This window comes from Streptomyces sp. NPDC058880 (assembly GCF_042742535.1).
Taxonomy (GTDB): domain Bacteria; phylum Actinomycetota; class Actinomycetes; order Streptomycetales; family Streptomycetaceae; genus Streptomyces.
The window spans coordinates 96,042-116,141 of the sequence record NZ_JBHYMC010000019.1; the positions used below are offsets into that span (position 1 = coordinate 96,042).

Genomic DNA, 20,100 nt, shown 5'->3' on the forward strand with positions numbered 1-20,100 from the left:
GTCTAATCGTCTTTCTGACGCGATGTCCTGGGCCCCGCCTTCCCCGAGGCCGCGTCAGCCGACGGGGCCGGCGAACCTCACGTCGTCGAGGAGGGTTCCGGCGGCGATGTCGGCGGTGATGCTCCTGGTGCCCTCGGGGAGCTCGAACGCCACCACACCGCTGGCGGATTCGCCCGGCAGGATGGTTCCCTTGACCATCTTCGGGACGGTGGTGCCGCCGCCGATGTCGAAGACCATCTCCGCGGTCATGCCCTTGTCGTCGCGGACGTCGGGCACCGCGTAGATCACCTCGTGCGGCGCGGTCGAGCCGTTGGTGATGGTGATGGTGATCTGGACCGCGTTCTTGACCTGCTCGCGGGCGATGATGCCCTTCGGCTCGTACTTCGTGGGCTTCGAGAGGCTCACCTTGATGCCGTTGGAGTGGGTGAAGGTCTCGCCGAACGGCAGCGCGCTGGTCAGGCCCGGAACCTGGGAGGGCGACGCGGACGGCCAGGGCTCGCCGCTCGGGTACAGGCCGTCCAGGTCCAGGTCGTCCTCGTCGATGCCCTCCTCGATGCGGCTGGCGGCCTGCTCGGCGACGGAGACGGTCAGGAAGCCGCCGCCGACCGAGGCGACGATGCCCAGACCGGCGAGGACGGTCCCGATGACGGCCATGGATTTGTTCGGGCCGCCCTTGTTGGCGCGCACGATGGCGCCGGTGCCCAGGCCCAGGCCGGTCAGGGCACAGATGCCGCCGAGCCAGAACAGGAACGGCACGACGCCCAGGACGATGGCGAAACCGCCGAGGATCAGGGCGGCGACGGCCAGGCCGTTGGTGGCCGGAACGGCCTGCGGGTAGCCGCCGTACGGGACGGATCCGTAGCCGTGAACGGGCTGCGCCCACGGGTCGGCGGGGCCGCCGGGAGCCCCGGGAGCGCCGAATGGCGGGGCCGGGACGGGGGTGGGCGGGGCGAACGCCGCGGGTGCCGGGGCCGGTTCCGCGGCGGGTGCCTGGGGAGCCTCGGCGGCGGGCGCCGCGGGCGCCGCGGGCGCCGCGGGCGCGCCGGGAGCCTCCGGGGCCACCGGAGCGCAGGGGGCCTCGGCGGCCGACGCAGCCTCCGGGGCTTCCCGGGCCGGTTCCGCGGCAGGCTCGGGCGTGGCCGGGGGCTGGTCGGTGGCCGGGGCCTTGTCGAGGGAGAGCGGCTGGGCGGCCGCCGGTATCGGGGCCGTCTCGGGATCGGGCGTCCGCGCCGGTTCCGTCGGCGGGCCGGAGGGGGAGCTGGGCGGGTTCGGCGGGGTGGTCATACCGGCGGAAGCGTCCTTTGTCGCGGCTGTCGTGATCAGAGCAAGGGTGCCATGCCGGTGGCGAACGTCCTTCCGAATTCCCGCCCGCCCCTCCCGCGAGAGGTCCCGGACCTACAGCCGGTAGCCGATCACCGTCATCATCCCGGACTCCGAGTGGTAGACGTTGTGGCAGTGCGTCATCCACAGCCCCGGGTTGTCGGCGTCGAAGTCCGCCGTCAGACGCCCGCCCGGCAGGACGATCGCGGTGTCCTTGCGCGCCCCGCCCGGCTCCGAGCCCAGCGCGAAGCTGTGCCCGTGCAGGTGCACCGGATGCCACATCGGGGTGGCGTTGCGGAACTCCAGTCGGACCCGCTCGCCCGCCGTGACCGGATGCCGCTGGTCCGGCGTGTACGGGGTGCCGTCGAAGGCCCAGTCGTAGCGGGTCATGGAACCGGTCAGCCGGATCTGCACCGTACGGTCCGGCTCCCGGGCCGCCAGCACGGCCGGACCGGCGGCCCGCAGCGCGTCCGCCATCAGCGGCCGCGACTCCAGCTCGGCGGGCCGGGTCGCCGCCGTGGGGGCGGTTCCCGTCCCGGTGCGCAGGACCGCCAGCGCCGACCCGTCCTTGCCCTCCGCGAGCGCGGTGAGCGGGAACACCCCGTCCCCGGCGGTGACCAGGACGTCGTAGCGCTCGCCCATGCCCAGCAGCAGCGAACGCGCCGTGGTGTGCTCGACCGGGAAGCCGTCGGTGTGGGTGACCGTCAGCTCGTGCCCGCCGAGGGCGATCCGGAAGGCCGTGTCCCCGCCGGCGTTCACGATGCGCAGCCGGATCCGGTCCCCGGGGCGGGCGGTGAACACGGACGGGTCCTCCGGCACCCGGCCGTTGACCAGGTAGTGCGGGTAGACGACGTCGCCCGCGTCCTTGCCGAGGACATCGCTCTCGCCGCCCGTGCGGACGTGGGCGTGCCCGTGGGCGCCGCCCGTGGACTGCACGCCCATGCCCTTGCGGAGCTCGGCGAGGACGGCGTCCGGGGTGGCCCCGTCCACCCCGTCGATCCAGTCGTCGAGGACCACCACCCACTCCTTGTCGTAGGAGAGCGGCTCCTTCGGGTCCTCGACGATGAGCGGCGCGTACAGGCCGCGGTCCTGCTGGACACCGGTGTGCGGATGGAACCAGTAGGTCCCCGGGTGCATGACGGCGAACTTGTAGGCGAACGACCCGCCCGGGGCGATGTCCCGCTGGGTCAGCCCCGGGACCCCGTCCATGTCGTTGCGCAGCGCGAGGCCGTGCCAGTGCACGGAGGTGGCCTCGGGGAGGTTGTTGGCCAGGGTGAGGGCCAGGGTGCCGCCCGCGGTGGCGCGGACCTCCTGGCCCGGCAGCCGGTCGCCGTACGCCCAGGAGCGCACCGTGCGCCCGCCCCCGAGGTCCAGCGTGGTGGCGGTGGCGGTCACCTTGACCTCGGTGAGCGGGCCGGTGGCGTCGCGGGCGGCCTCGGCGGCCCGGACCTCGGGCCCGGACGGGTCGACGTACCCCTCGGGCCCGTCGGCCCGCGGGCCGCCGTGGTGCACGGAACCGTGGCCCGCACGGGATTCCGCGGCAGAGCCCTGGGGGCCGGCGGAGCCCGGAGCCGTGGAGCAGGCGGCGAGCAGCCCGGAGCCGGCCGCGGCCGCGGCGGCGCCGAGTACGGAGCGACGGGTGGGGAGACAGCGCAAGGGAGCACCTCGGGGTGTGGGGTGACGGGTTCACGGGCACGGCACGGCACGGCACGGCACGGAGGACCGCGGGCCCGGCGGTACGGCTGCGGCGCCGGGGACCGGGCGCCGGGGTCGAGCGCCGGGGGCCGGGCCTATATCCGGCGTACCGCCGGCCGGGCGAGGAGGCAGCGGGCGGCCTCGGCGGGAACGGCGCGGCGGACCGCGGGCCCGGGGTGGCCGGTTCCGGTCCCGGCCGGCACCGCCCGCCGGGGGGCCCGCGCCGGCTCCGCGGCCGCCTCCTGGGCCGCGCCGCGCGCCTGCGGTGGCGCGGCAGGGATGTGGTGAGCGCCACCGCGCGTCGTGGCGCCGGAGGCCCCCGCCGAGGCAACGCACCGGGCCGGGGACACGTCCTCCATGGTGCGGGGCTCAGCAGGACGGCCCGGGAAGAGCAGGGCGACGGCGCCCAGCAGCAGCGCGGCCAGCAGCAGGAGCCGGGACCCCGGGGCGGCTCGCCGAGCACTGCGCGTCATGGCCGGAACCCTACCCGGGGTGGGTATCCGATCGGCGGAGGAGCGACCCCGAGCTTGATGAGGATCAGTCACACTATGTCCACACATCAGCCCTCTTCGCGCACCGCCTGGCCGGTCGCCCTCCTGATCGGCCTCGCCGGGGCGGCCTACACCGCATGGGTCCTCGAAGTCGTCCTCTCGACGGGCCTGAACCCCATCGAGACGTACGTCAGCGAGCTCGCCGCCCAGGACCAGCCGCTCGGCGGCCTCTTCCGGGCCACCGACTTCATCGCCGGGACGCTCGCCTTCGCCGGTGGCCTGCTCGCGCTGGTACGGCTGCTGAAGCACGCCGAGTCCCGCCGCCCCTGGGCGGTGGCCGGCTGGGCCGGCGTCACCCTCTTCGGAGCGGCCACCGCGGCCGACGCCTGGCTGCCGCTGAGCTGCACGCCCACCGCGGACCCCGAATGCGCCGCCCGGGAGACCGCCGGACTCGTCCCCGCCACCCACCAGGCCCACGCCGTCAGCAGTACCCTCGCCATGACCGGGGCCCTCGTGGGACTCGTGGCCCTGACCGTCGCCGCCCGCCGCTACGGCTGGTTCGCCCCGCTCGCCCGCTACGGCCCGGCGCTGGTCGCCATGGAGCTGCTCGCCACGACCTGGACCCTGTCCGCCATCGCGATGTTCACGGCCGGACGCGGCACCTGGGCGCTCGGCGCCGGCCAGCGGCTCCAGGTCCTGCTCGTGGCGATCTGGCTGGGCCTGCTCGCCCACTCCGTCCACAAGGAGCACCGCACATGACCGTCCCCCAGGGGCCGTCGCCCGGAGAGACCCGCAGCCCGGGCACGGGCCTCTTCCTGAACGTCGACGGGACCGCGCTGCACGTCGTCGTCGAAGGCCGGGGACCGGTGTGCGTGCTCAGCGCTGGACTCGCCATGGCCTGGTTCGACTGGGACGCCGTCGCCGCGCTGCTCGTCGCCCACGGCCGCACCGTCGTCCGCTTCGACCGTCCCGGACACGGCCTGAGTGCCCCCGCGACCGCACCGCCGACCACCGCCGGGGAGGCCCGCCGGATCGCGGGCCTCCTCGACGCCCTGGGCCGCGGCGGCCCCACCGCCGCCCCGGTCACCGCCGTCGGGCACTCGATCGCCGCCTTCCACGCCGAGGCCTTCGCCCGGCTGTACCCGGAGCGCACCGCCGCCCTGGTCCTCGTCGACGCCAGCACCGAGGAGGACGCCCGTACGGTCCTGCCCGCCGCGCTGCGCACCGCCGCCGCCCGCCTCCTCGGCCGGGCCGTGACCGCCGCCGGACTGCCGGCCGCGCTGGGCCCGGCGGCCCGGCGCGTCACCGTAGGGGCCTCCCGGACGGGCGGCGGCGACCCGGCCGCGCCGGACCTCGTACGCCGCTGCTACCGCACCGGCCGCGTCTGGCGCGGCGCCCTCCTGGAGAACTCCCGCTACCTGGACATGGCCGCCGAACTGGCGGCGCTGCGCCGGACCCGGCGGCTGACCGCCCCCACCACCGTCCTGGCCGCTCACGACGGGACGTCCGGCCGCGGTGCGCTGCGCTGGATGGGCCGCCAGGCCGACCTCGCCGACCGGCTCGGTGCCCGCTTCGAGGTCGCCGAGCCCGCCGGACACCTGGTCATGCTCGACCGCCCGGACCAGGTGGCCCGGACGGTCGTGGAGACGAGTGGGCGTGGCCGGCGCGACGGATTCTGACGGGCCGGTCGCCCCGTCACTACCGGGCGTAGACCTTCTCGACGAAGCCCGCCAGCTGGTCCTCGGACAGGTGCTGGGCCAGATCGGCCTCACTGATCATGCCGACCAGCTTCTTGTCCCTGATCACGGGCAGCCGCTTGATCTGGTGGCTTTCCATCTCGTCCAGCACGGCGGACACGTCCGCACCGGCGTCGATCCAGCGCGGAGTGCCCTGGGCCACGTCCCCGCACGTCATCTTGGACGGGTCCAGGCCCTTGGCCACACAGTTCACGACGATGTCGCGGTCGGTGACGATCCCGCACAAACGCTCTTCGGTGTCGCTGATGGGCAGCGCACCCACATTGAGCCGGGCCATCAGCTCGGCGGCACGGTCAAGGGTCTCGTGCGCCGGGATCCACCGGGCCCCGGGGTGCATGATGTCTGCGGCGGTGGTCATTGCTGAACCTCCTGAGCACGCCGTTCACGGCCGGGTACGGACGCACCCGGCGCGGCGTCCCCATCGGGATGCGGCCGTTCGGCCCATCCGACGACCCCCGAACGGTGGAACACACGCCCGTACGGGTGAGAGGGCGCCTCCCCCCACCGTACGAGCGTGTCCCGTCACCCGCGCGGTGTGGCTCCGCGCTGCTTGAGCATGTCCGCCATCAGGGTGAGCTCCGAGCGCTGCGCGTCGACCATGCCCTGCGCCAGCTGCCGCTCGACGGGCGTCACGCACTGCTGCGCACACCCCTCGGCCATCGTCACACCGCCCTTGTGGTGGTCGGTCATCAGCTGGAGGAAGAGCACCTCCGCGTCCCGCCCCGAGGCGGCGCCGAGCTGCTCCAGCTCCTCCCTGGTGGCCATGCCGGGCATCAACGCACCGGGCTTGGCGGACCCGTGCCCGGCGTGTCCGCCGTGGCCCGCCGAGCTGCCCATCCACGCCATCGGCGGCTCGCCGGCCACCACCTTCGGCAGCCCCCACAGGTCCAGCCAGCCGAGCAGCATCCCGCGCTGGTTCGCCTGGGTGTTGGCGATGTCGTAGGCGAGGGTGCGCACCGCCTCGTCCTGCGTGCGGTCCCGCACGAGGAAGGACATTTCCACCGCCTGCTGGTGATGGACCGCCATGTCCCGGGCGAAGCCGGCGTCGGCGGAGCGCAGCCCCGGCGTACCGGGCTCCGTGCGGGCCGCCGGAGCACCCGAAGCGGACCCGGTCCCGCCGCCGCTCGCGGCGGCGACCGTGGCCGCCGCCGCGAACAGCAGCGCCAGCAGAACGGCCGTGCCAGCGGCCCAGTAGGTACGGGGGATCGGGCGGCTCACGAGCCGGCCACCCCGCTCGTGCAGGCCGCGCCGGGCTCCGGCGTCTGCTCACCCTGCACGTACTTGGTGAAGAACTGCGCCACCCGCGGATCGTCCGCGCTCTCGACGGTCAGCTGCTTGCCCCACGCGCTGAGCATGATCGTGCCGGTCTGCGCCCCGACCGGGCTCATCAGCGTGTACGGGGTCTTGCTCACGGTCGCGGCGAGCTTGTCCACATCGGCCGGGGCGGCCTTGTCGTTGTAGGTCACCCAGACCGCGCCGTGCTCCAGCGAGTGGACGGCGTTCACCTCGGGCACCGGGTTCTTGTAGACGTCGCCGTTGCAGTTCATCCAGCGAGGGTGGTGGTCACCGCCGACCGGCGGGTTCATCTCGTACTTCACCGGCGTCTCGACGTGGTTGCGGCCGAGCTTCTTCACGTCCCAGAGCTGCTCGCCCTCGACCGGCTTCCTGCGGATCTCCTCCGCCTCCCTGCGGAGCTTCTCCGCGGCGGCCGCCTCGCGCTTCTCCTCCTGCTTCTGCTCGATCAGCACCCAGGTGCCGAAACCGACGAGGCCGACGACGACCGCCGACGAGACGGTGATCGCGATCGCCTTGTTGCGCCGCTCGCGCGCCTTCTCGATGCGGCGCATCTCGGCTATCCGCGCCTGGCGGGAGTTCGGGTCGGTGTGCTGGGGGTGGGGGGTCCTGCCGGACGTGCTGGCCATGTGCCCTGGTTCCTTCGTGTGAAGAGGGGGGTGGACGGAACGCAAAACCGGACCCGTCAGGTCCGCAGCACCTGGAGAACATGCAGGTCGGGGGCGCGTGCCAGCGTCTCGGGCGGCCGGACCGGCCCCGCCGCCGTCGCGTACGAGGGCGGCGGCGTGCCGCCGCCCGTCACGGCCACGGCGGGCGGCGGCACGGGCAGCACGGCAGGGGGCACGTGGGCGCGGGAGGAACAGCCGGGCAGTTCGTACGGGGACACGCAGACGGCGTGCTCCGTACCGTGCGCCCGCACCTCGGAGGCGGTGGGCGACTCGCCCGAGCGGGCGCAGAGGAGCCACGCGCTGACCAGCGCGCCGAGGACCGTCAGCAGGACAGCGCGCCGGAGCGCGGAACGTCCACGACGTCCCTGCTGCGTGTGCTCCCGGCCCCCCATGGGCGCAGATGGTAATGCTCAGGGCTGTGCCGAGGTCAGTGCGGGGGTGCCGCGAGCTTTCGCGGGTGCGTAATGTGGCGGAAACCACCACTGGCGATACTGGGCCGGCCCGGGTGCGCCGCGACCTTCGAGGCGGTGGTGCACAGGCCGTCTGAACTGCGAGGATGAAGGCATGGACAAGCAGCAGGAATTCGTCCTCCGGACGCTTGAGGAGCGCGACATCCGCTTCGTGCGCCTGTGGTTCACCGACGTACTGGGCTTCCTCAAGTCCGTCGCGGTCGCCCCCGCGGAGCTGGAGCAGGCCTTCGACGAGGGCATCGGCTTCGACGGCTCCGCCATCGAGGGCTTCGCACGGGTCTACGAGTCCGACATGATCGCCAAGCCGGACCCGGGCACGTTCCAGATACTGCCGTGGCGCGCCGAGGCCCCCGGGACCGCCCGGATGTTCTGCGACATCCTCATGCCGGACGGCTCCCCGTCCTTCGCGGACCCGCGCTACGTCCTCAAGCGCATCCTCGCCAAGACCTCCGACCTGGGCTTCACCTTCTACACCCACCCGGAGATCGAGTTCTTCCTGCTGAAGGACAAGCCGCTGGACGGCACCCGCCCGGTCCCGGCCGACAACTCCGGCTACTTCGACCACACCCCGCAGAACGTGGGCATGGACTTCCGCCGCCAGGCCATCACCATGCTCGAATCGATGGGCATCTCGGTCGAGTTCAGCCACCACGAGGGCGCCCCGGGCCAGCAGGAGATCGACCTGCGCTACGCCGACGCGCTCTCCACGGCGGACAACATCATGACGTTCCGCCTGGTCATGAAGCAGGTGGCCCTCGAACAGGGCGTGCAGGCCACCTTCATGCCGAAGCCGTTCTCGGAGTACCCGGGCTCGGGCATGCACACCCACCTCTCGCTCTTCGAGGGCGACCGCAACGCCTTCTACGAGTCGGGCGCCGAATACCAGCTCTCCAAGGTCGGCCGTTCCTTCATCGCGGGCCTGCTGCGGCACGCCGCCGAGACGGCCGCGGTCACCAACCAGTGGGTCAACTCCTACAAGCGCATCTGGGGCGGCTCCTCGCGCAGCGCCGGCGCGGGCGGCGAGGCCCCCTCGTACATCTGCTGGGGCCACAACAACCGCTCCGCCCTGATCCGCGTCCCGATGTACAAGCCGGGCAAGATGGGCTCCTCGCGCATCGAGGTCCGCTCGATCGACTCGGGCGCCAACCCGTACCTCACGTACGCCGTCCTCCTGGCGGCCGGCCTCAAGGGCATCGAGGAGGGCTACGAGCTCCCGGCGGGCGCCGATGACGACGTCTGGGCCCTCTCCGACGCCGAGCGCCGCGCGATGGGCATCGAACCCCTCCCGCAGAACCTCGGCGAGGCCATCTCCCTGATGGAGCGCAGCGAGCTGGTGGCCGAAACCCTCGGCGAACACGTCTTCGATTTCTTCCTGCGCAACAAGAAGCAGGAGTGGGAGGAGTACCGCTCGGAGGTCTCCGCCTTCGAACTCCGCAAGAACCTCCCGGTGCTGTAACCGCAGGAGGAGAAGCAGCGGTCCGGGCCGGTGGCGGCGAGCCACCGGCCCGGAGCCGTCCGGGACCTAGGTCCAATGGCGCATGGCGGCGCTGGGCGGCGCTGGGCAGGGTGGGGGCGTGGAAGCTCTCGACGACGCCCGTACCGATGCACGAACCGACGCCCGTACGGATGCCTACCTGCGCCGCCTGGGGGTGGCGCGCCCAGAAGGGGTCCGCAGCGGCTCGCTGCGCGAGCTGCACCTGCGGCATCTGCGGACTGTGCCGTTCGAGAACCTCGCGATCCACCTCGGCGAGGAGATCGTGCTCACCCCCGACGCTCTCCACGACAAGATCGTGACCGCCGGACGCGGTGGCATCTGCTACGAACTGAACGGCGCGTTCGCCGAGTTGCTGAGCGCCCTCGGCCACCGGGTGGAGCTCCTCCAAGCCCGGGTCTACGGCAAGGACGGCGTGCTGGGGGTCCCCTACGACCACCTCGCGCTGCGCGTCGACGGGCGATGGCTCGCGGACGTGGGCTTCGGCGAGCACAGTGCGTACCCGCTCGACCTGGAGGAGCGGGGCGAGCAGCAGGACCCGGGCGGGGTGTTCCTCGTCAGGGCCGCGGCCGGGGACGCCGCTGTGGGGGATCTCGACGTGCTGCGCGACGGTGTGCCGGCGTACCGGCTGGAGGCGCGGCCACGGGCGCTCGCGGACTTCCGGACCGGTGCCTGGTGGCACGCCACCAGCCCGGAGTCCGGTTTCACCCGGGGCCCGGTCTGTTCCCGGCTCACCGAGGACGGCGGCCGGATCACCCTGCGGGACCGGACCCTCATCAGCACCTCCGCGGACGGTGACCGCACCGAGGTGGAACTGGCGACGGAGGGGGAGGTGCTGGCCGCCTACCGCGCTGAGTTCGGCATCGTGCTCGACCGGTTGCCGGTGGCGCTCCACCCCCGGGACTGACGACGCCCGGGCCGGCCGCACGCGGGGTTCATTCGGGGGGCGCGCATGGGGGGCGTGGAATGTCGAAACGATACAGCCGCTGGCATTGGAGTGAACTGCCGTTCCCGGCGGTGCCTCCGGGCGTTGGACCGGCCGACGCGCACATCGAGCGCGCGTCGTCGATCCACAGATCCTTAGGGGAGTCATGCGTATTCGTTCTGCTGTCACCGCGTCTGTCCTGGCCGCCGGCATCCTGCTGGGCGGGGCCGGTGCCGCCCTGGCCAACGACGGGGTCGACATCGACTACTTCTCCGGCGGTCGCGCGGGCTACTCGTCGAACTGCTCCTCGCTCGCCGCGGTGCCCGCCAGCCGCCCGGCGTTCACGGGCCCGGTCTACACCTCCACCTGCCTCAAGGACGGCGAGGTCGAGTGGGCCAAGGGTCACCACCTGGGTGCCTGATCCGGCGGCCCGCGCCGCGGGGACGAACCGACGGCGAGGTCGGCCGTCCCCGCGGCGTTCGCGGACCGGGGAGCGTGGGGCCACCGGTTTTGGGCAGAACTTTGCCCGCCGGGCTGCATGAAGTCCGCCCGGCGCGTGCAGGCGCACGGGTGGAAACCGCACCGCGCAGCCCCGAGGACCCGTGCATGGCTGTACACGCCGTTCGTCCGCTGATCCGGACGATCCCCGCCCCCGAGCGCGTCTGGTACGCCTCCTACGGCTCCAACATGCACACGGACCGCCTCGCCGCCTACATCGCCGGCGGCGTCCCGCCGGGGGCGACGCACGCACACCCGGGCTGCCGTGACCGCCGGGCTCCCGAACGCTCCGTTCCGGTCGAGCTCGAAGGGCGCCTGTACTTCGCCACCGAGTCCCTGGTGTGGACCGGCGGGCGGGGTTACTACGACCCCACCGCCCCCGGCCGGCTGCGCGGGCGGGCACACCTGGTGACCGCGGGCCAGCTGTCCGACATCGCCGCGCAGGAGATGGCCCGGGAGCCGGGCGCGGACCTCGACCTCACGACCGTGCTGCGGGACGGCCGGCACGTGCTCGGCCCCGGCCGGTACGAGACCCTCGTCTGTCCGGGCACGATCGACGGGATCCCCGTGGTGACCTTCACCGCGCCGTGGACCCTCCGCGACGTCGAACTGCGCACCCCCTCCGCCGCATACCTGCGCCACCTGGCAACAGGCCTCCTGGACTCCGGCCCCTGGACGCGACAGGACACCGCCGAGTACCTCTCCGGCTGCCCCGGTGCCGCCGGCACCTGGACACCCGACCGCATCCACGCCCTCCTGACGGCCGCCTCCTGACGGGCGCCTTCCGACGGGCGCCTTCCGACGGCGCCGCCGGTCAGCGGACCGCGCGGTGCCAGGCGGGCCGGGTGGGGGTGGAGGGGGTGGCGAAGGTGTGGAGTTCGGCGTCCAGGCCGAGGACCGTCGTGGTCGTCGTGCCGCCCTGTTCCCGGACGGCCGCCGGGGCGCCGGCGAAGAGCATGCGGGACTCCGCCCAGGCCGGGGGGCCGCCGAGGCCGGAGGTGCTGACCGTGCCGCTGTGCGCGCGGCCCGCCACGTGACGGCCCGCGGCGCCGATCGCGCCGTAGCCGGCCCGGCCGCCCGCCTCGGTGACGCTGGAGACGTGCGGTCGGGGCGCGGGACCCGCCGTGACCACGGCGGTCCGCACCACCCCCGAGTCGGGGCGCCGGAAGTACAGGCGGACGCCCGCGCCGTCCGGGGCGGCCGTCAGCGGGACCGTCGTGGCCGGCAGACCCGTCGGCGAGGGGCCGCGGAGGGGGCCGTCCGGGTCCGCCTGCGTCCAGGCCAGCACCGAGGTTGTGGTCGCCGCGTACACGTGCCGCCGCCCGGCGGCGTCGACCGCCGTGGCCGGGTCGCTCTGCAGGTCCTCGCCGCCGAGCCGCTGCCAGGCGGAGAAGCCGCCGCCGGGCTGCTGGACGGCGGCGCGCAGGGTGCGCCGGGAGTCACGGAGGTAGACCGTGAGCAGGCCGCGGGCGTCCACCGCGGCCGCGGGGGCGCTGATCGCCGAGGTGCCGTCGGCGTCGCCCTTCTCGGGAGTGCCCAGTGACTGCCACGCGCCGAACGCCCCGTCGGGTGCGGTCTGGACGGCGTAGACGACCTCGCGCCGGTAGTCCGAGGGGGCGGGGCCGAGGACGGTGCGGGTGGCGAGGACGGCGACGCGACCGTCGGGCAGCCGGGCGGCGGTCGCCCCCGGGTCGATGCCGGTGCCCGCGAGGAAGACCGGCCTCTCCCAGACCCCGGCGGCATCGCGCCGCCAGTAGGCCATGCGGCCGTCCAGCACGGTGAAGGCCCAGAGGCTGCCGGGCGTCCCCTCCGTCAGCCAGGAGGAGTTGTCGGCGCGGGTGTAGCGCAGCGACTGGGCCCAGTTGCGCCCGGTCGGGTTCCCGGCGACCTTGCGGTCGCCGCAGCCGGAGGGGCTTGCGCAGTAGTCCTGGTGGTCCTGCCAGGCGTAGGTCCGCAGGTAGTCGGTTTTGGTCTCGGCCGTCTGCGGGTCCAGCGAGTGCGGGAGGGTGCCGTTGTGGTAGCCGAGGTAGCTCTGCACCGAGAACTGTGGCCGTCGGTGGACCTGTTCGGCGTAGCCGGCGGTGGCGGCCTGCACGAAGCGGGCGCCGTACATGTGATCCTGGTGGTCGGTCAGGCGGCCGCTCTCCCGGTACCGGCCGGGCGTGGGGTCCTGCATCCGTATCGTCGTGGGCCGGTACCGCTCCAGGACCCCGGCTATCGCCTGTATCAGCTGGTCCTTGGTGTACGAGAAGCCCTGCTTGACCGGGGTCCCGGAGGTCAGCTGGGAGTCCAGCGCGGCTATCCGGCCGTTCCACAGGCCGCGCAGGCTGTCGGGGGTGTCCTGGCCGGTGCTGCGGGCCTCGCGCAGCATCAGCCACACCAGGTTGACCTGCGGCTTCGCGATGAGCACGTCGATCTCGGCGCTGCCGCCGCCCGCGGTGGGCACGACCGTGCGCCGCCACGCGCTGGTGCGGTCGCCGGTGGCCATCTCGGCGTAGGCGGAGCGGATGCCGTTCTGCCGGGCCTCTGCGTAGTGGGCGCGGTCGGCGGGCTGTTCGGGATCGTCGGCCGCGTGGCCGTGCGCCTCGTTGCGGCCGTCGGACTCGCCCGACGTGAGGTAGGCGGTGGTGACCTGGGTGCCGGCCCTCAGGGAGCGGCTGAGGTCGGGGTTCATGAAGAACAGGTCGTCGTCGGGGTGCGCGACGACCTGGATCACCGACCCGGAGGTGACGCTCGCGGGCAGGACGGCGGCCGGGTTCCTCCCCTGGTCGGCTCCGGCGGAGGTCTGCTGTCCGGAGGCCACGGAGAGGAGGCCGGTGGCGCCGGCGGTCAGCACGGTGAGCAGGACCGCGAAGCGGCGACGGGTCACGGGCATCTGGGTACGCCTTGGGTTCGTTCCGGGCAGGACAAAACGCCGAGCAGTCAGAGAGAGGCCGAATCGGCGAACTTGGTTCACCGGACAGGCCGATGACTCCTGCCCTGCGGAGAAGACCCGGGACGACGTACCGCCGCGACGGCGGGTGCCGTCCGGCTCCGATGCCGTCCGGTACGAGTTCTACGAGCCGCGGCGTTTCCGCCGTGTGCCCCACCGCACCGGACGCCGCGACCCGGCAGGCCCCGGCGGTCACGGCGCGGGCTAGGGGGCGGCGTTGCGCGGGCCCACCGGCTGCCACGGCGCAAGGTACGCGTGCGGGGCGTCCGTCGACGAGGTCACGTACAGCCGCGCGTCGAGCCCCACCACCGCCAGGCTGACCATGTTGCTCCCGGTCATCGTGGAGGAGGGCGCGCCGAGGAACATCAGCGGCGAGCGCCCCCACGGCCGTCCCGGACCGACCTCCGCACCCAGCTGCCCGCCCGCCGCGCGGCCCGCCAGCACGTGCCCGCTCGCCGTCACCGAGCCGAAGCCGTTCAGCCCGCCGAGGTCGGTCATGTTGTTGACCTTCAGGCCGTCGTCGGCCGTCATCAGGGCCGTACGGACGTTGCCCGAACCGGGTTTGCGGAACCACAGCCGCACCCCGCCCTCGCGGCCCTCCGCGGTCAGCGGGAGGGCGGTGTCCGGCAGCCCGGTGGCCGTGACCGGGCCCAGCGGGGCGCCCGGCTTCGGCTGCGCCCAGCCGACGACCGTCTTCGAGGTGGCCGCGAGGACCATGCGCCGCCCCGCACCGTCGGTCGCGGTCACCGGGGCGCCGTGCAGGTCCGCGCCGCCGTACTTCTCCCAGGGGCCCCAACTGCCGTCCGCCTGCTGGACCCGGCCGCGCAGGCTGTGCGCGCCGTCGCGGACGTACGCCGCCGGCTGCCCGGTGCCGTCGACCGAAACGGCCGGTGCGCTGATGTCGGAGGTCCAGGTCTGGTCCGCGGTCTCGGGAGTGCCGAGCGACTGCCATTCCCCGAACCCGTCCGCCCCGGGCGCCGTCTGCACCGTGTAGACGACCTCGCGCCGGTAGTCGGCGGGCCGGGCCCCGAAGGAGGTGCGGGTGCCGAAGACGGCGATCCGGCCGTCCTTCAGCGTCACGGCGCCGGTGCCCGGGTCCATTCCGGTGCCGGGCAGCAGGTCCGGGCCGCGCCAGGGGCCGACCGGGCCGGGCCGATGCCAGACGGCGACCTGGCCGTCGAGCACCTTGAAGGCCCACAGGCCGTGGTCCCGGTCAGAGGTCAGCCAGTCGGTTCCGGTGCCACGGGCGTAGTTGACGGTGTCCGTCCAGCGGTTGCCCGCCGGATGCTCGGAGACCTTGAGGTCGCCGCAACCGGCTTCGCTGCCGCAGTGGTTCTGCCGGTCCAGCCAGGCGTAGGTGTCGAGGATGTCCAGCTTCTCCCGGGCCTCCTGCGGGCCCAGTGCGCTGGGGAGGAAGCCGTTGAAGTAGCCGACGTAGTTCTGCACCGCGAAGTGCGGCCGGTCCTTGACGTCCTGCGCGTAGGCGGCCGTGGCCATCTGGACGAAGCGGGCGCCGTAGAAGTGGTCCTGGTGGTCGGTGTACCGCTTGGTGTCGGGATACCGGCCGGGGGTCGGGTCCTGGAAGCGGACGGCGGTCGGCCGGTACTGCTCCAGGATGCCCACGAGGGTCTGGACGACCTGGTCCTTGGAGTACGCGAACCGCTGCTTGACCGGGGTGCCGGAGGAGAGCATCGACTCCAGCCGGGCGACCTTGCCGTCCCACAGGCCGTGCAGGCTGTCAGGCATGTCGGCGTAGCCGTGCCCGGCCTCGCGCATCTGCAGCCAGACCAGGTTGACCTGGGGTTTGGCGACGAGGACGTCGACTTCGGCGTGGCCGCCGCCCTTCGTCGGGACGACCGTGCGCTTCCAGGCGCTGGTGCGGTCGCCGGTGGCCATCCGGGCGTAGGCGGCCCGGATGCCGTTCTGGCGTGCCTCGGCGTAGGCGGGCTTGTCGGGGCGGGCGGTAGCCGCTTGGGCGGGGGCGGCGTTGACCCCGTCGGCCTCGCCCGCGGTCAGGTACACCGAGGTCACGGGGTGGCCGGCGGCTATGGAGTAACGCAGGTCCGGATTCATGAAGTACAGGTCGTCGTCGGGGTGCGCGACGATCTGGACCACCCGGCCCGGGTCGGGGACGGCGCCGGTGGCGACGGTGCCGGGCGGGGCGGGGGAGCGGTCGAGGCCTGCGAGGGCCGCGTTGCCGCGGAGCACGAGCATGCCGGTGGCGGCGATGGCCGCGCCGAGGGCGACGACCTTGACGAGCCCGGCCCACCGCAGCCGCTGCGGCGCCCCGGCCCCGGTTCCGCGCCGCGCCGCCCTGCGTCCGCGGGCCGGGGCCTGCCCCGCCGTGCCCCGCGCGGCGGCTCCCGCTTCGGTCCGGGCCCCGGCTTCTTGCTGAGCTTGAGCTTGAGCTTGAGCTTGAGCTTGCGCCTGCGGCGCGGTCGCGGCTGCGCGGGCCCGCTGGGAGGCTTTCCGGCCCGACGTCGTTTCTGCCCGGCGCGCGGCCCTGCGCCCGCGCCGGGGCTGCGGCGCGGAAGCGGGGTCCGCGCTCTCCTCCGTCGGCCGCGCGGACCCGCCGTGGGTGTCCTCGGCTGCGTCGTGCAGGCTGCGGGGCTCGGGGACCGGTGCCTGCTCGGGCGGGCGGGTGTGGTCGGGCTCATACGTCTGCGGGGGCCCGGGGACGTGGGGGAACTCGTATGCCTGCTGGTGTTGTTGGGGGACCTGAGGTGTGTGGATCTGCCCGTCCTGGAGCGGCGGGAAGACGTGCTGTGCTTCCTGTGGTGGGTAGGGCTGCTGGAACTCCGCTGTCTGTTGCGCCTGTTGCCCCTGCTCGGGCCAGCCCGAGCTCCACTCGGGGCTCCACCCGCCGTGCGCGGCGTAACCAAACTCCCCCAGGGAATCCGGGTGTTGGTGCTGGTACGGCAGGTGGGTCTGCTGGTATTGGTGAGACTCGGACTCCTGGCTCTGCGCGTGCTGCCCGTACTCCTCGTATGGCTCGTACTCCCCGTACGGCCCGTACTCCCCGTACCGGTACGTCGGGTCGGGGCCCGGCGCCGACGGGCCCCAGTCACCCGCGGTGGGACCGGGGCGGGGGTGTCCGTCGGACATGGGGCTCCTCGTGGCCGTTCGGCGGGGAGCGGGCCCCATGACGTCATAAATACTCGGATAATCCGATAATCCTCGTCATGGTACGTCCCGATGAATCGAACGTCTGCTCCGGCTGTCGGCGCCGTAGCCGCAGCGTTCTGCCGGGGCGCGGCATCCGGGCGGTTGCATCGCCAAGCGGTGGGCGCCCCGGCTCCTACCGGACGTACTCGCGTGGTCCGATGACGCGGCGAAGGGCCGTACCGGGCGGTGTGACACGGTGAACCTCGGCGGCCACGGCCATGATCCGCCGGACAGGCCCTAGGCTCGACCCAGGCCCGCCAGGGCAGTGGCAGCGACAACCGCGGGAGGCGGCGGGATGACGGTCCCGGGACGCAGGAGCAGCACCTTCATCCGGCTGCTGCGCAGCGGGTTCACCGACCCCTCCGCAGCCGCCCGGCTGCTCGACTCCGAGGCGCTCGCCGCCGTACGCGCCGATCCCGTCCTCCTCGACGCCCTCGGGGCGACCGCCGACCCCGACCTGGCCCTGCGCGGGCTGGTCCGACTCGCCGAGGCGCAGCCCGACGGCGAGCTCCCCGTACTCCTCGACACCCTCGTCAGCGCCAAACCCCTCCGCGACCGCCTCCTGGGCGTACTCGGGGCCTCCGAGGCCCTCGGCGACCACCTGGCCCGCCACCCCCGCGACTGGCTCGACCTCGTCACGTACGAGGCCGCCGACCTGCACCCCGGCCTTCCCGAGTTCGAGCGGGGTCTCGCCGACGCCCACGACCCCGTCGCCCTGCGCGTCTCCTACCGGCGCTGCCTGCTCTCGATCGCGGCCCGCGACGTCTGCGGCACCATCGACGTCGCCCAGACCGCCGCCGAACTCGCCGACCTCGCCACCGCCACCCTCCGCGCCGCCCTGCGGATCGCCTGCGCCGCCGCCCCCGAGGACGCGGCGCTCTGCCGTCTCGCTGTCATCGCGATGGGCAAGTGCGGCGGCAACGAGCTCAACTACGTCTCCGACGTCGACGTGATCTTCGTCGGTGACACGACAGCAGCGCCTGCCCAGGGCGGGGCCGCCGGGGACGGCGCCGACGAGGCCAAGGCCCTCCAGGCCGCCACCCGCCTCGCCTCGCACCTGATGCGGATCTGCTCCGAGACCACCGTCGAGGGCACCATCTGGCCCGTCGACGCCAACCTCCGTCCCGAGGGCCGCAACGGACCCCTCGTCCGCACCCTCGCCTCACACCTGGCCTACTACCAGCGCTGGGCCAAGACCTGGGAGTTCCAGGCCCTCCTCAAGGCCCGCGCCGTCGCCGGAGACGAGGATCTGGGCTCCGAGTACATCGAGGCCATAAGCCCGCTGGTCTGGCAGGCGGCCGAACGCGAGAACTTCGTCCCCGACGTCCAGAAGATGCGCCGCCGCGTCGTCGACAACATTCCCGCCGCACACGTCGACCGCGAACTCAAACTCGGCCCCGGCGGCCTGCGCGACGTCGAGTTCGCCGTCCAGCTGCTCCAGCTCGTCCACGGCCGAAGCGACGCCACCCTGCACTCCGGCACCACCCTCGACGCCCTGCACGCCCTCGCCGCCGGCGGATACGTCGGCCGTGCCGACGCCGCCCAGCTGCACGACGCGTACCGCTTCCTGCGCGCCATGGAACACCGCATCCAGCTCTACCGGCTGCGCCGTACCCACCTGGTGCCGGAGGACGAGAACGACCTCCGGCGCCTGGGCCGCTCGATGGGCCTGCGCACCGAACCCGTCGCCGAGCTCAACAAGGCCTGGCGCCGGCACGCCTCCGTGGTCCGGCGCCTGCACGAGAAGCTCTTCTACCGTCCGCTGCTCGACGCCGTCGCCCAGCTCGCCCCCGGCGAGACCCGGCTCTCCCCGCGCGCCGCCGGCCAGCGTCTCGAAGCCCTCGGCTACGCCGACCCGGCCTCGGCCCTGCGCCACCTGGAGGCCCTCGCCTCCGGCGTCACCCGCAAGGCCGCTATCCAGCGCACCCTGCTCCCGGTGATGCTCGGCTGGTTCGCCGACTCCGCCGACCCGGACGCCGGCCTGCTCAACTTCCGCAAGGTCTCCGACGCCCTGGGCAAGACGCCCTGGTACCTGCGTCTGCTGCGCGACGAGGGGGCCGCCGCCGAGAACCTCGCCCGGGTGCTGTCCGCCGGACGCCTCGCCCCCGACCTGCTGATGCGCGCCCCCGAGGCGGTGGCCCTGCTCGGTGACCCCGAAGGGCTCCAGCCCCGCACCCACGAGGCCCTGCGCCAGGAGGTCCTCGCCGCCGTGGGCCGCGCCGAGAATCCGGAGACCGCCGTCGCCGCCGCCCGCGGAGTGCGCCGCCGCGAGCTCTTCCGTACCGCCGCGGCCGACATCATCGGCTCCTACGGTACGGAGGACAGCCCGGCCGAGGAGGACCACGGCGCTCTGGTCGACCGGGTCGGCGGGGCGGTCTCCGACCTCACCGCCGCGACGATCGCGGGCGCCCTGCGCGCCGCCGTCCAGTCGCACTTCGGCGACACCCTGCCCACGCGGTTCGCCGTCATCGGCGTCGGCCGATTCGGCGGCCACGAACTCGGCTACGGATCCGACGCCGACGTCCTCTTCGTCCACGAACCCCGCGAGGGCGTCGACGAGCAGGAGGCCGCCAAGGCCGCCCAGACCGTCATCGCCGAGATGCGCCGACTGCTCCAGCTGCCCACCGCGGACCCGCCGCTGCTCATCGACGCCGACCTGCGTCCCGAGGGCCGCTCCGGCCCGCTGGTGCGCACGCTGGCCTCCTACGCCGCCTACTACCGGCGCTGGTCGCTGACCTGGGAGAGCCAGGCGCTGCTGCGGGCCCAGCCGGTCGCCGGCGAGGAGGAGCTCGGGCGCCGCTTCATCGAGCTGATCGACCCGCTGCGCTATCCGGCGGAGGGCCTCGGCGACGACGCCGTCCGGGAGATCCGCCGCCTCAAGGCCCGGATGGAGTCGGAGCGGCTGCCGCGCGGCGCCGACCCGACCCTGCACACCAAGCTGGGCCGCGGCGGTCTGAGCGACGTCGAGTGGACCGTCCAGCTGATCCAGATGCGGAACGCCTGGGCCGAACCGGGCCTGCGGACCACCCGCACCCGCGAGGCCCTCGCGGCCGCCCACGCGGCGGGGCTGATCCCGACCGACGAAGCACAGATCCTGGACGAGGCCTGGGTCCTGGCGACCCGGGTCCGCAACGCCGTGATGCTGGTGCGGGGCCGCGCCGGGGACACCTTCCCGTCCGAAGCCCGTGAACTGGCGGCGGTGGGCCGCTACCTCGGCTACGCCGAGGGCACGGTCGGCGAACTGTTGGACGACTACCGGCGCACCACGCGCCGGGCCCGCGCGGTGGTCGAGGAACTCTTCTACGGAGGCTGAACGGCCTTCTGCCGCACGGCACCGGAGCCCCGGATCCGCGACGGCGGGCCGGGAGGTCTCCTCGACCGGCTGCGCGGGGGC

The 20,100-nt window shown here is 73.7% G+C and carries 16 protein-coding genes; 7 read left to right on the forward strand and 9 right to left on the reverse strand.

Annotated features, from left to right (window positions below; translation table 11 throughout):
• Window positions 1-54 precede the first annotated feature (54 nt).
• The 3 genes from ACFW2G_RS14365 to ACFW2G_RS14375 all read right to left on the reverse strand — a co-directional run bounded on the left by ACFW2G_RS14365 (window position 55) and on the right by ACFW2G_RS14375 (window position 3,488).
• Window positions 55-1,284: a hypothetical protein gene (locus tag ACFW2G_RS14365; RefSeq protein ID WP_384583173.1), complete on the reverse strand. Its 1,230-nt coding sequence runs from the start codon at window positions 1,282-1,284 to the stop codon at window positions 55-57.
• A gap of 111 nt (window positions 1,285-1,395) precedes the next feature.
• Entirely contained in the window at window positions 1,396-2,976 is a 1,581-nt protein-coding gene (locus tag ACFW2G_RS14370; protein ID WP_384583176.1) for a multicopper oxidase family protein, read from the reverse strand.
• A gap of 134 nt (window positions 2,977-3,110) precedes the next feature.
• Window positions 3,111-3,488, reverse strand: a complete 378-nt coding sequence (locus ACFW2G_RS14375) for a hypothetical protein (protein ID WP_037927250.1) — start codon at window positions 3,486-3,488, stop codon at window positions 3,111-3,113.
• A gap of 75 nt (window positions 3,489-3,563) precedes the next feature.
• Here ACFW2G_RS14375 and ACFW2G_RS14380 point away from each other — a divergent pair, with 75 nt between their 5' ends.
• Both ACFW2G_RS14380 and ACFW2G_RS14385 read left to right on the forward strand, forming a co-directional pair.
• Window positions 3,564-4,265, forward strand: coding sequence for a DUF998 domain-containing protein (locus ACFW2G_RS14380; RefSeq protein WP_384454955.1), 702 nt, complete (start codon window positions 3,564-3,566; stop codon window positions 4,263-4,265).
• Window positions 4,262-5,185, forward strand: a complete 924-nt coding sequence (locus tag ACFW2G_RS14385) for an alpha/beta fold hydrolase (RefSeq protein WP_384583179.1) — start codon at window positions 4,262-4,264, stop codon at window positions 5,183-5,185. Before ACFW2G_RS14380 ends, ACFW2G_RS14385 begins: the two co-directional genes overlap by 4 nt.
• A gap of 19 nt (window positions 5,186-5,204) precedes the next feature.
• On the opposite strand, the gene ACFW2G_RS14390 is transcribed toward ACFW2G_RS14385, so the two are convergent.
• The 4 genes from ACFW2G_RS14390 to ACFW2G_RS14405 form a co-directional block, all read right to left on the reverse strand.
• Window positions 5,205-5,621: a CBS domain-containing protein gene (locus ACFW2G_RS14390; RefSeq protein ID WP_037927243.1), complete on the reverse strand. Its 417-nt coding sequence runs from the start codon at window positions 5,619-5,621 to the stop codon at window positions 5,205-5,207.
• Between the two features lie 164 nt (window positions 5,622-5,785).
• A complete protein-coding gene (locus ACFW2G_RS14395; RefSeq protein WP_384454947.1) occupies window positions 5,786-6,481 on the reverse strand; it encodes a DUF305 domain-containing protein in 696 nt (231 codons plus the stop codon).
• Entirely contained in the window at window positions 6,478-7,110 is a 633-nt protein-coding gene (locus ACFW2G_RS14400; RefSeq protein ID WP_106967678.1) for a DUF3105 domain-containing protein, read from the reverse strand. The genes ACFW2G_RS14395 and ACFW2G_RS14400 overlap by 4 nt, the downstream gene beginning before the upstream one ends.
• A 131-nt stretch (window positions 7,111-7,241) precedes the next feature.
• Window positions 7,242-7,616 carry a hypothetical protein gene (locus ACFW2G_RS14405; RefSeq protein WP_384583182.1) on the reverse strand — a complete coding sequence of 125 codons (375 nt, stop codon included), beginning with the start codon at window positions 7,614-7,616 and terminating at the stop codon, window positions 7,242-7,244.
• A gap of 172 nt (window positions 7,617-7,788) precedes the next feature.
• Here ACFW2G_RS14405 and ACFW2G_RS14410 point away from each other — a divergent pair, with 172 nt between their 5' ends.
• The 4 genes from ACFW2G_RS14410 to ACFW2G_RS14425 all read left to right on the forward strand — a co-directional run bounded on the left by ACFW2G_RS14410 (window position 7,789) and on the right by ACFW2G_RS14425 (window position 11,383).
• Window positions 7,789-9,150, forward strand: coding sequence for a glutamine synthetase family protein (locus tag ACFW2G_RS14410; protein WP_037927233.1), 1,362 nt, complete (start codon window positions 7,789-7,791; stop codon window positions 9,148-9,150).
• A 118-nt stretch (window positions 9,151-9,268) separates the two neighbouring features.
• Entirely contained in the window at window positions 9,269-10,093 is an 825-nt protein-coding gene (locus ACFW2G_RS14415) for an arylamine N-acetyltransferase (protein ID WP_384454941.1), read from the forward strand.
• 184 nt (window positions 10,094-10,277) lie between these two features.
• Window positions 10,278-10,532, forward strand: a complete 255-nt coding sequence (locus ACFW2G_RS14420; protein ID WP_037927230.1) for a hypothetical protein — start codon at window positions 10,278-10,280, stop codon at window positions 10,530-10,532.
• A 185-nt stretch (window positions 10,533-10,717) separates the two neighbouring features.
• Window positions 10,718-11,383, forward strand: coding sequence for a histone deacetylase (locus tag ACFW2G_RS14425; RefSeq protein ID WP_384583185.1), 666 nt, complete (start codon window positions 10,718-10,720; stop codon window positions 11,381-11,383).
• Between the two features lie 40 nt (window positions 11,384-11,423).
• Here ACFW2G_RS14425 and ACFW2G_RS14430 read toward each other — a convergent pair whose 3' ends face one another.
• Window positions 11,424-13,484 carry a PIG-L family deacetylase gene (locus ACFW2G_RS14430; RefSeq protein WP_384583188.1) on the reverse strand — a complete coding sequence of 687 codons (2,061 nt, stop codon included), beginning with the start codon at window positions 13,482-13,484 and terminating at the stop codon, window positions 11,424-11,426.
• Between the two features lie 261 nt (window positions 13,485-13,745).
• Window positions 13,746-16,646, reverse strand: a complete 2,901-nt coding sequence (locus ACFW2G_RS14435) for a PIG-L family deacetylase (RefSeq protein WP_384583191.1) — start codon at window positions 16,644-16,646, stop codon at window positions 13,746-13,748.
• A gap of 355 nt (window positions 16,647-17,001) precedes the next feature.
• On the opposite strand from ACFW2G_RS14435, the gene ACFW2G_RS14440 reads away from it, so the two are divergent.
• A complete protein-coding gene (locus tag ACFW2G_RS14440; RefSeq protein ID WP_384454929.1) occupies window positions 17,002-20,019 on the forward strand; it encodes a bifunctional [glutamine synthetase] adenylyltransferase/[glutamine synthetase]-adenylyl-L-tyrosine phosphorylase in 3,018 nt (1,005 codons plus the stop codon).
• The last annotated feature ends 81 nt before the right edge of the window (window positions 20,020-20,100 follow it).

Coding starts and splice junctions, on each gene's coding strand:
- ACFW2G_RS14375 (WP_037927250.1), bottom strand. CDS start 3,488: ATGACGCGCAGTGCTCGGCGAGCCGCCCCGGGGTCCCGGCTCCTGCTG.
- ACFW2G_RS14400 (WP_106967678.1), bottom strand. CDS start 7,110: ATGCGCCGCATCGAGAAGGCGCGCGAGCGGCGCAACAAGGCGATCGCG.
- ACFW2G_RS14390 (WP_037927243.1), bottom strand. CDS start 5,621: ATGACCACCGCCGCAGACATCATGCACCCCGGGGCCCGGTGGATCCCG.
- ACFW2G_RS14430 (WP_384583188.1), bottom strand. CDS start 13,484: ATGCCCGTGACCCGTCGCCGCTTCGCGGTCCTGCTCACCGTGCTGACC.
- ACFW2G_RS14380 (WP_384454955.1), top strand. CDS start 3,564: ATGTCCACACATCAGCCCTCTTCGCGCACCGCCTGGCCGGTCGCCCTC.
- ACFW2G_RS14425 (WP_384583185.1), top strand. CDS start 10,718: ATGGCTGTACACGCCGTTCGTCCGCTGATCCGGACGATCCCCGCCCCC.
- ACFW2G_RS14435 (WP_384583191.1), bottom strand. CDS start 16,646: ATGTCCGACGGACACCCCCGCCCCGGTCCCACCGCGGGTGACTGGGGC.
- ACFW2G_RS14410 (WP_037927233.1), top strand. CDS start 7,789: ATGGACAAGCAGCAGGAATTCGTCCTCCGGACGCTTGAGGAGCGCGAC.
- ACFW2G_RS14420 (WP_037927230.1), top strand. CDS start 10,278: ATGCGTATTCGTTCTGCTGTCACCGCGTCTGTCCTGGCCGCCGGCATC.
- ACFW2G_RS14440 (WP_384454929.1), top strand. CDS start 17,002: ATGACGGTCCCGGGACGCAGGAGCAGCACCTTCATCCGGCTGCTGCGC.
- ACFW2G_RS14405 (WP_384583182.1), bottom strand. CDS start 7,616: ATGGGGGGCCGGGAGCACACGCAGCAGGGACGTCGTGGACGTTCCGCG.
- ACFW2G_RS14365 (WP_384583173.1), bottom strand. CDS start 1,284: ATGACCACCCCGCCGAACCCGCCCAGCTCCCCCTCCGGCCCGCCGACG.
- ACFW2G_RS14385 (WP_384583179.1), top strand. CDS start 4,262: ATGACCGTCCCCCAGGGGCCGTCGCCCGGAGAGACCCGCAGCCCGGGC.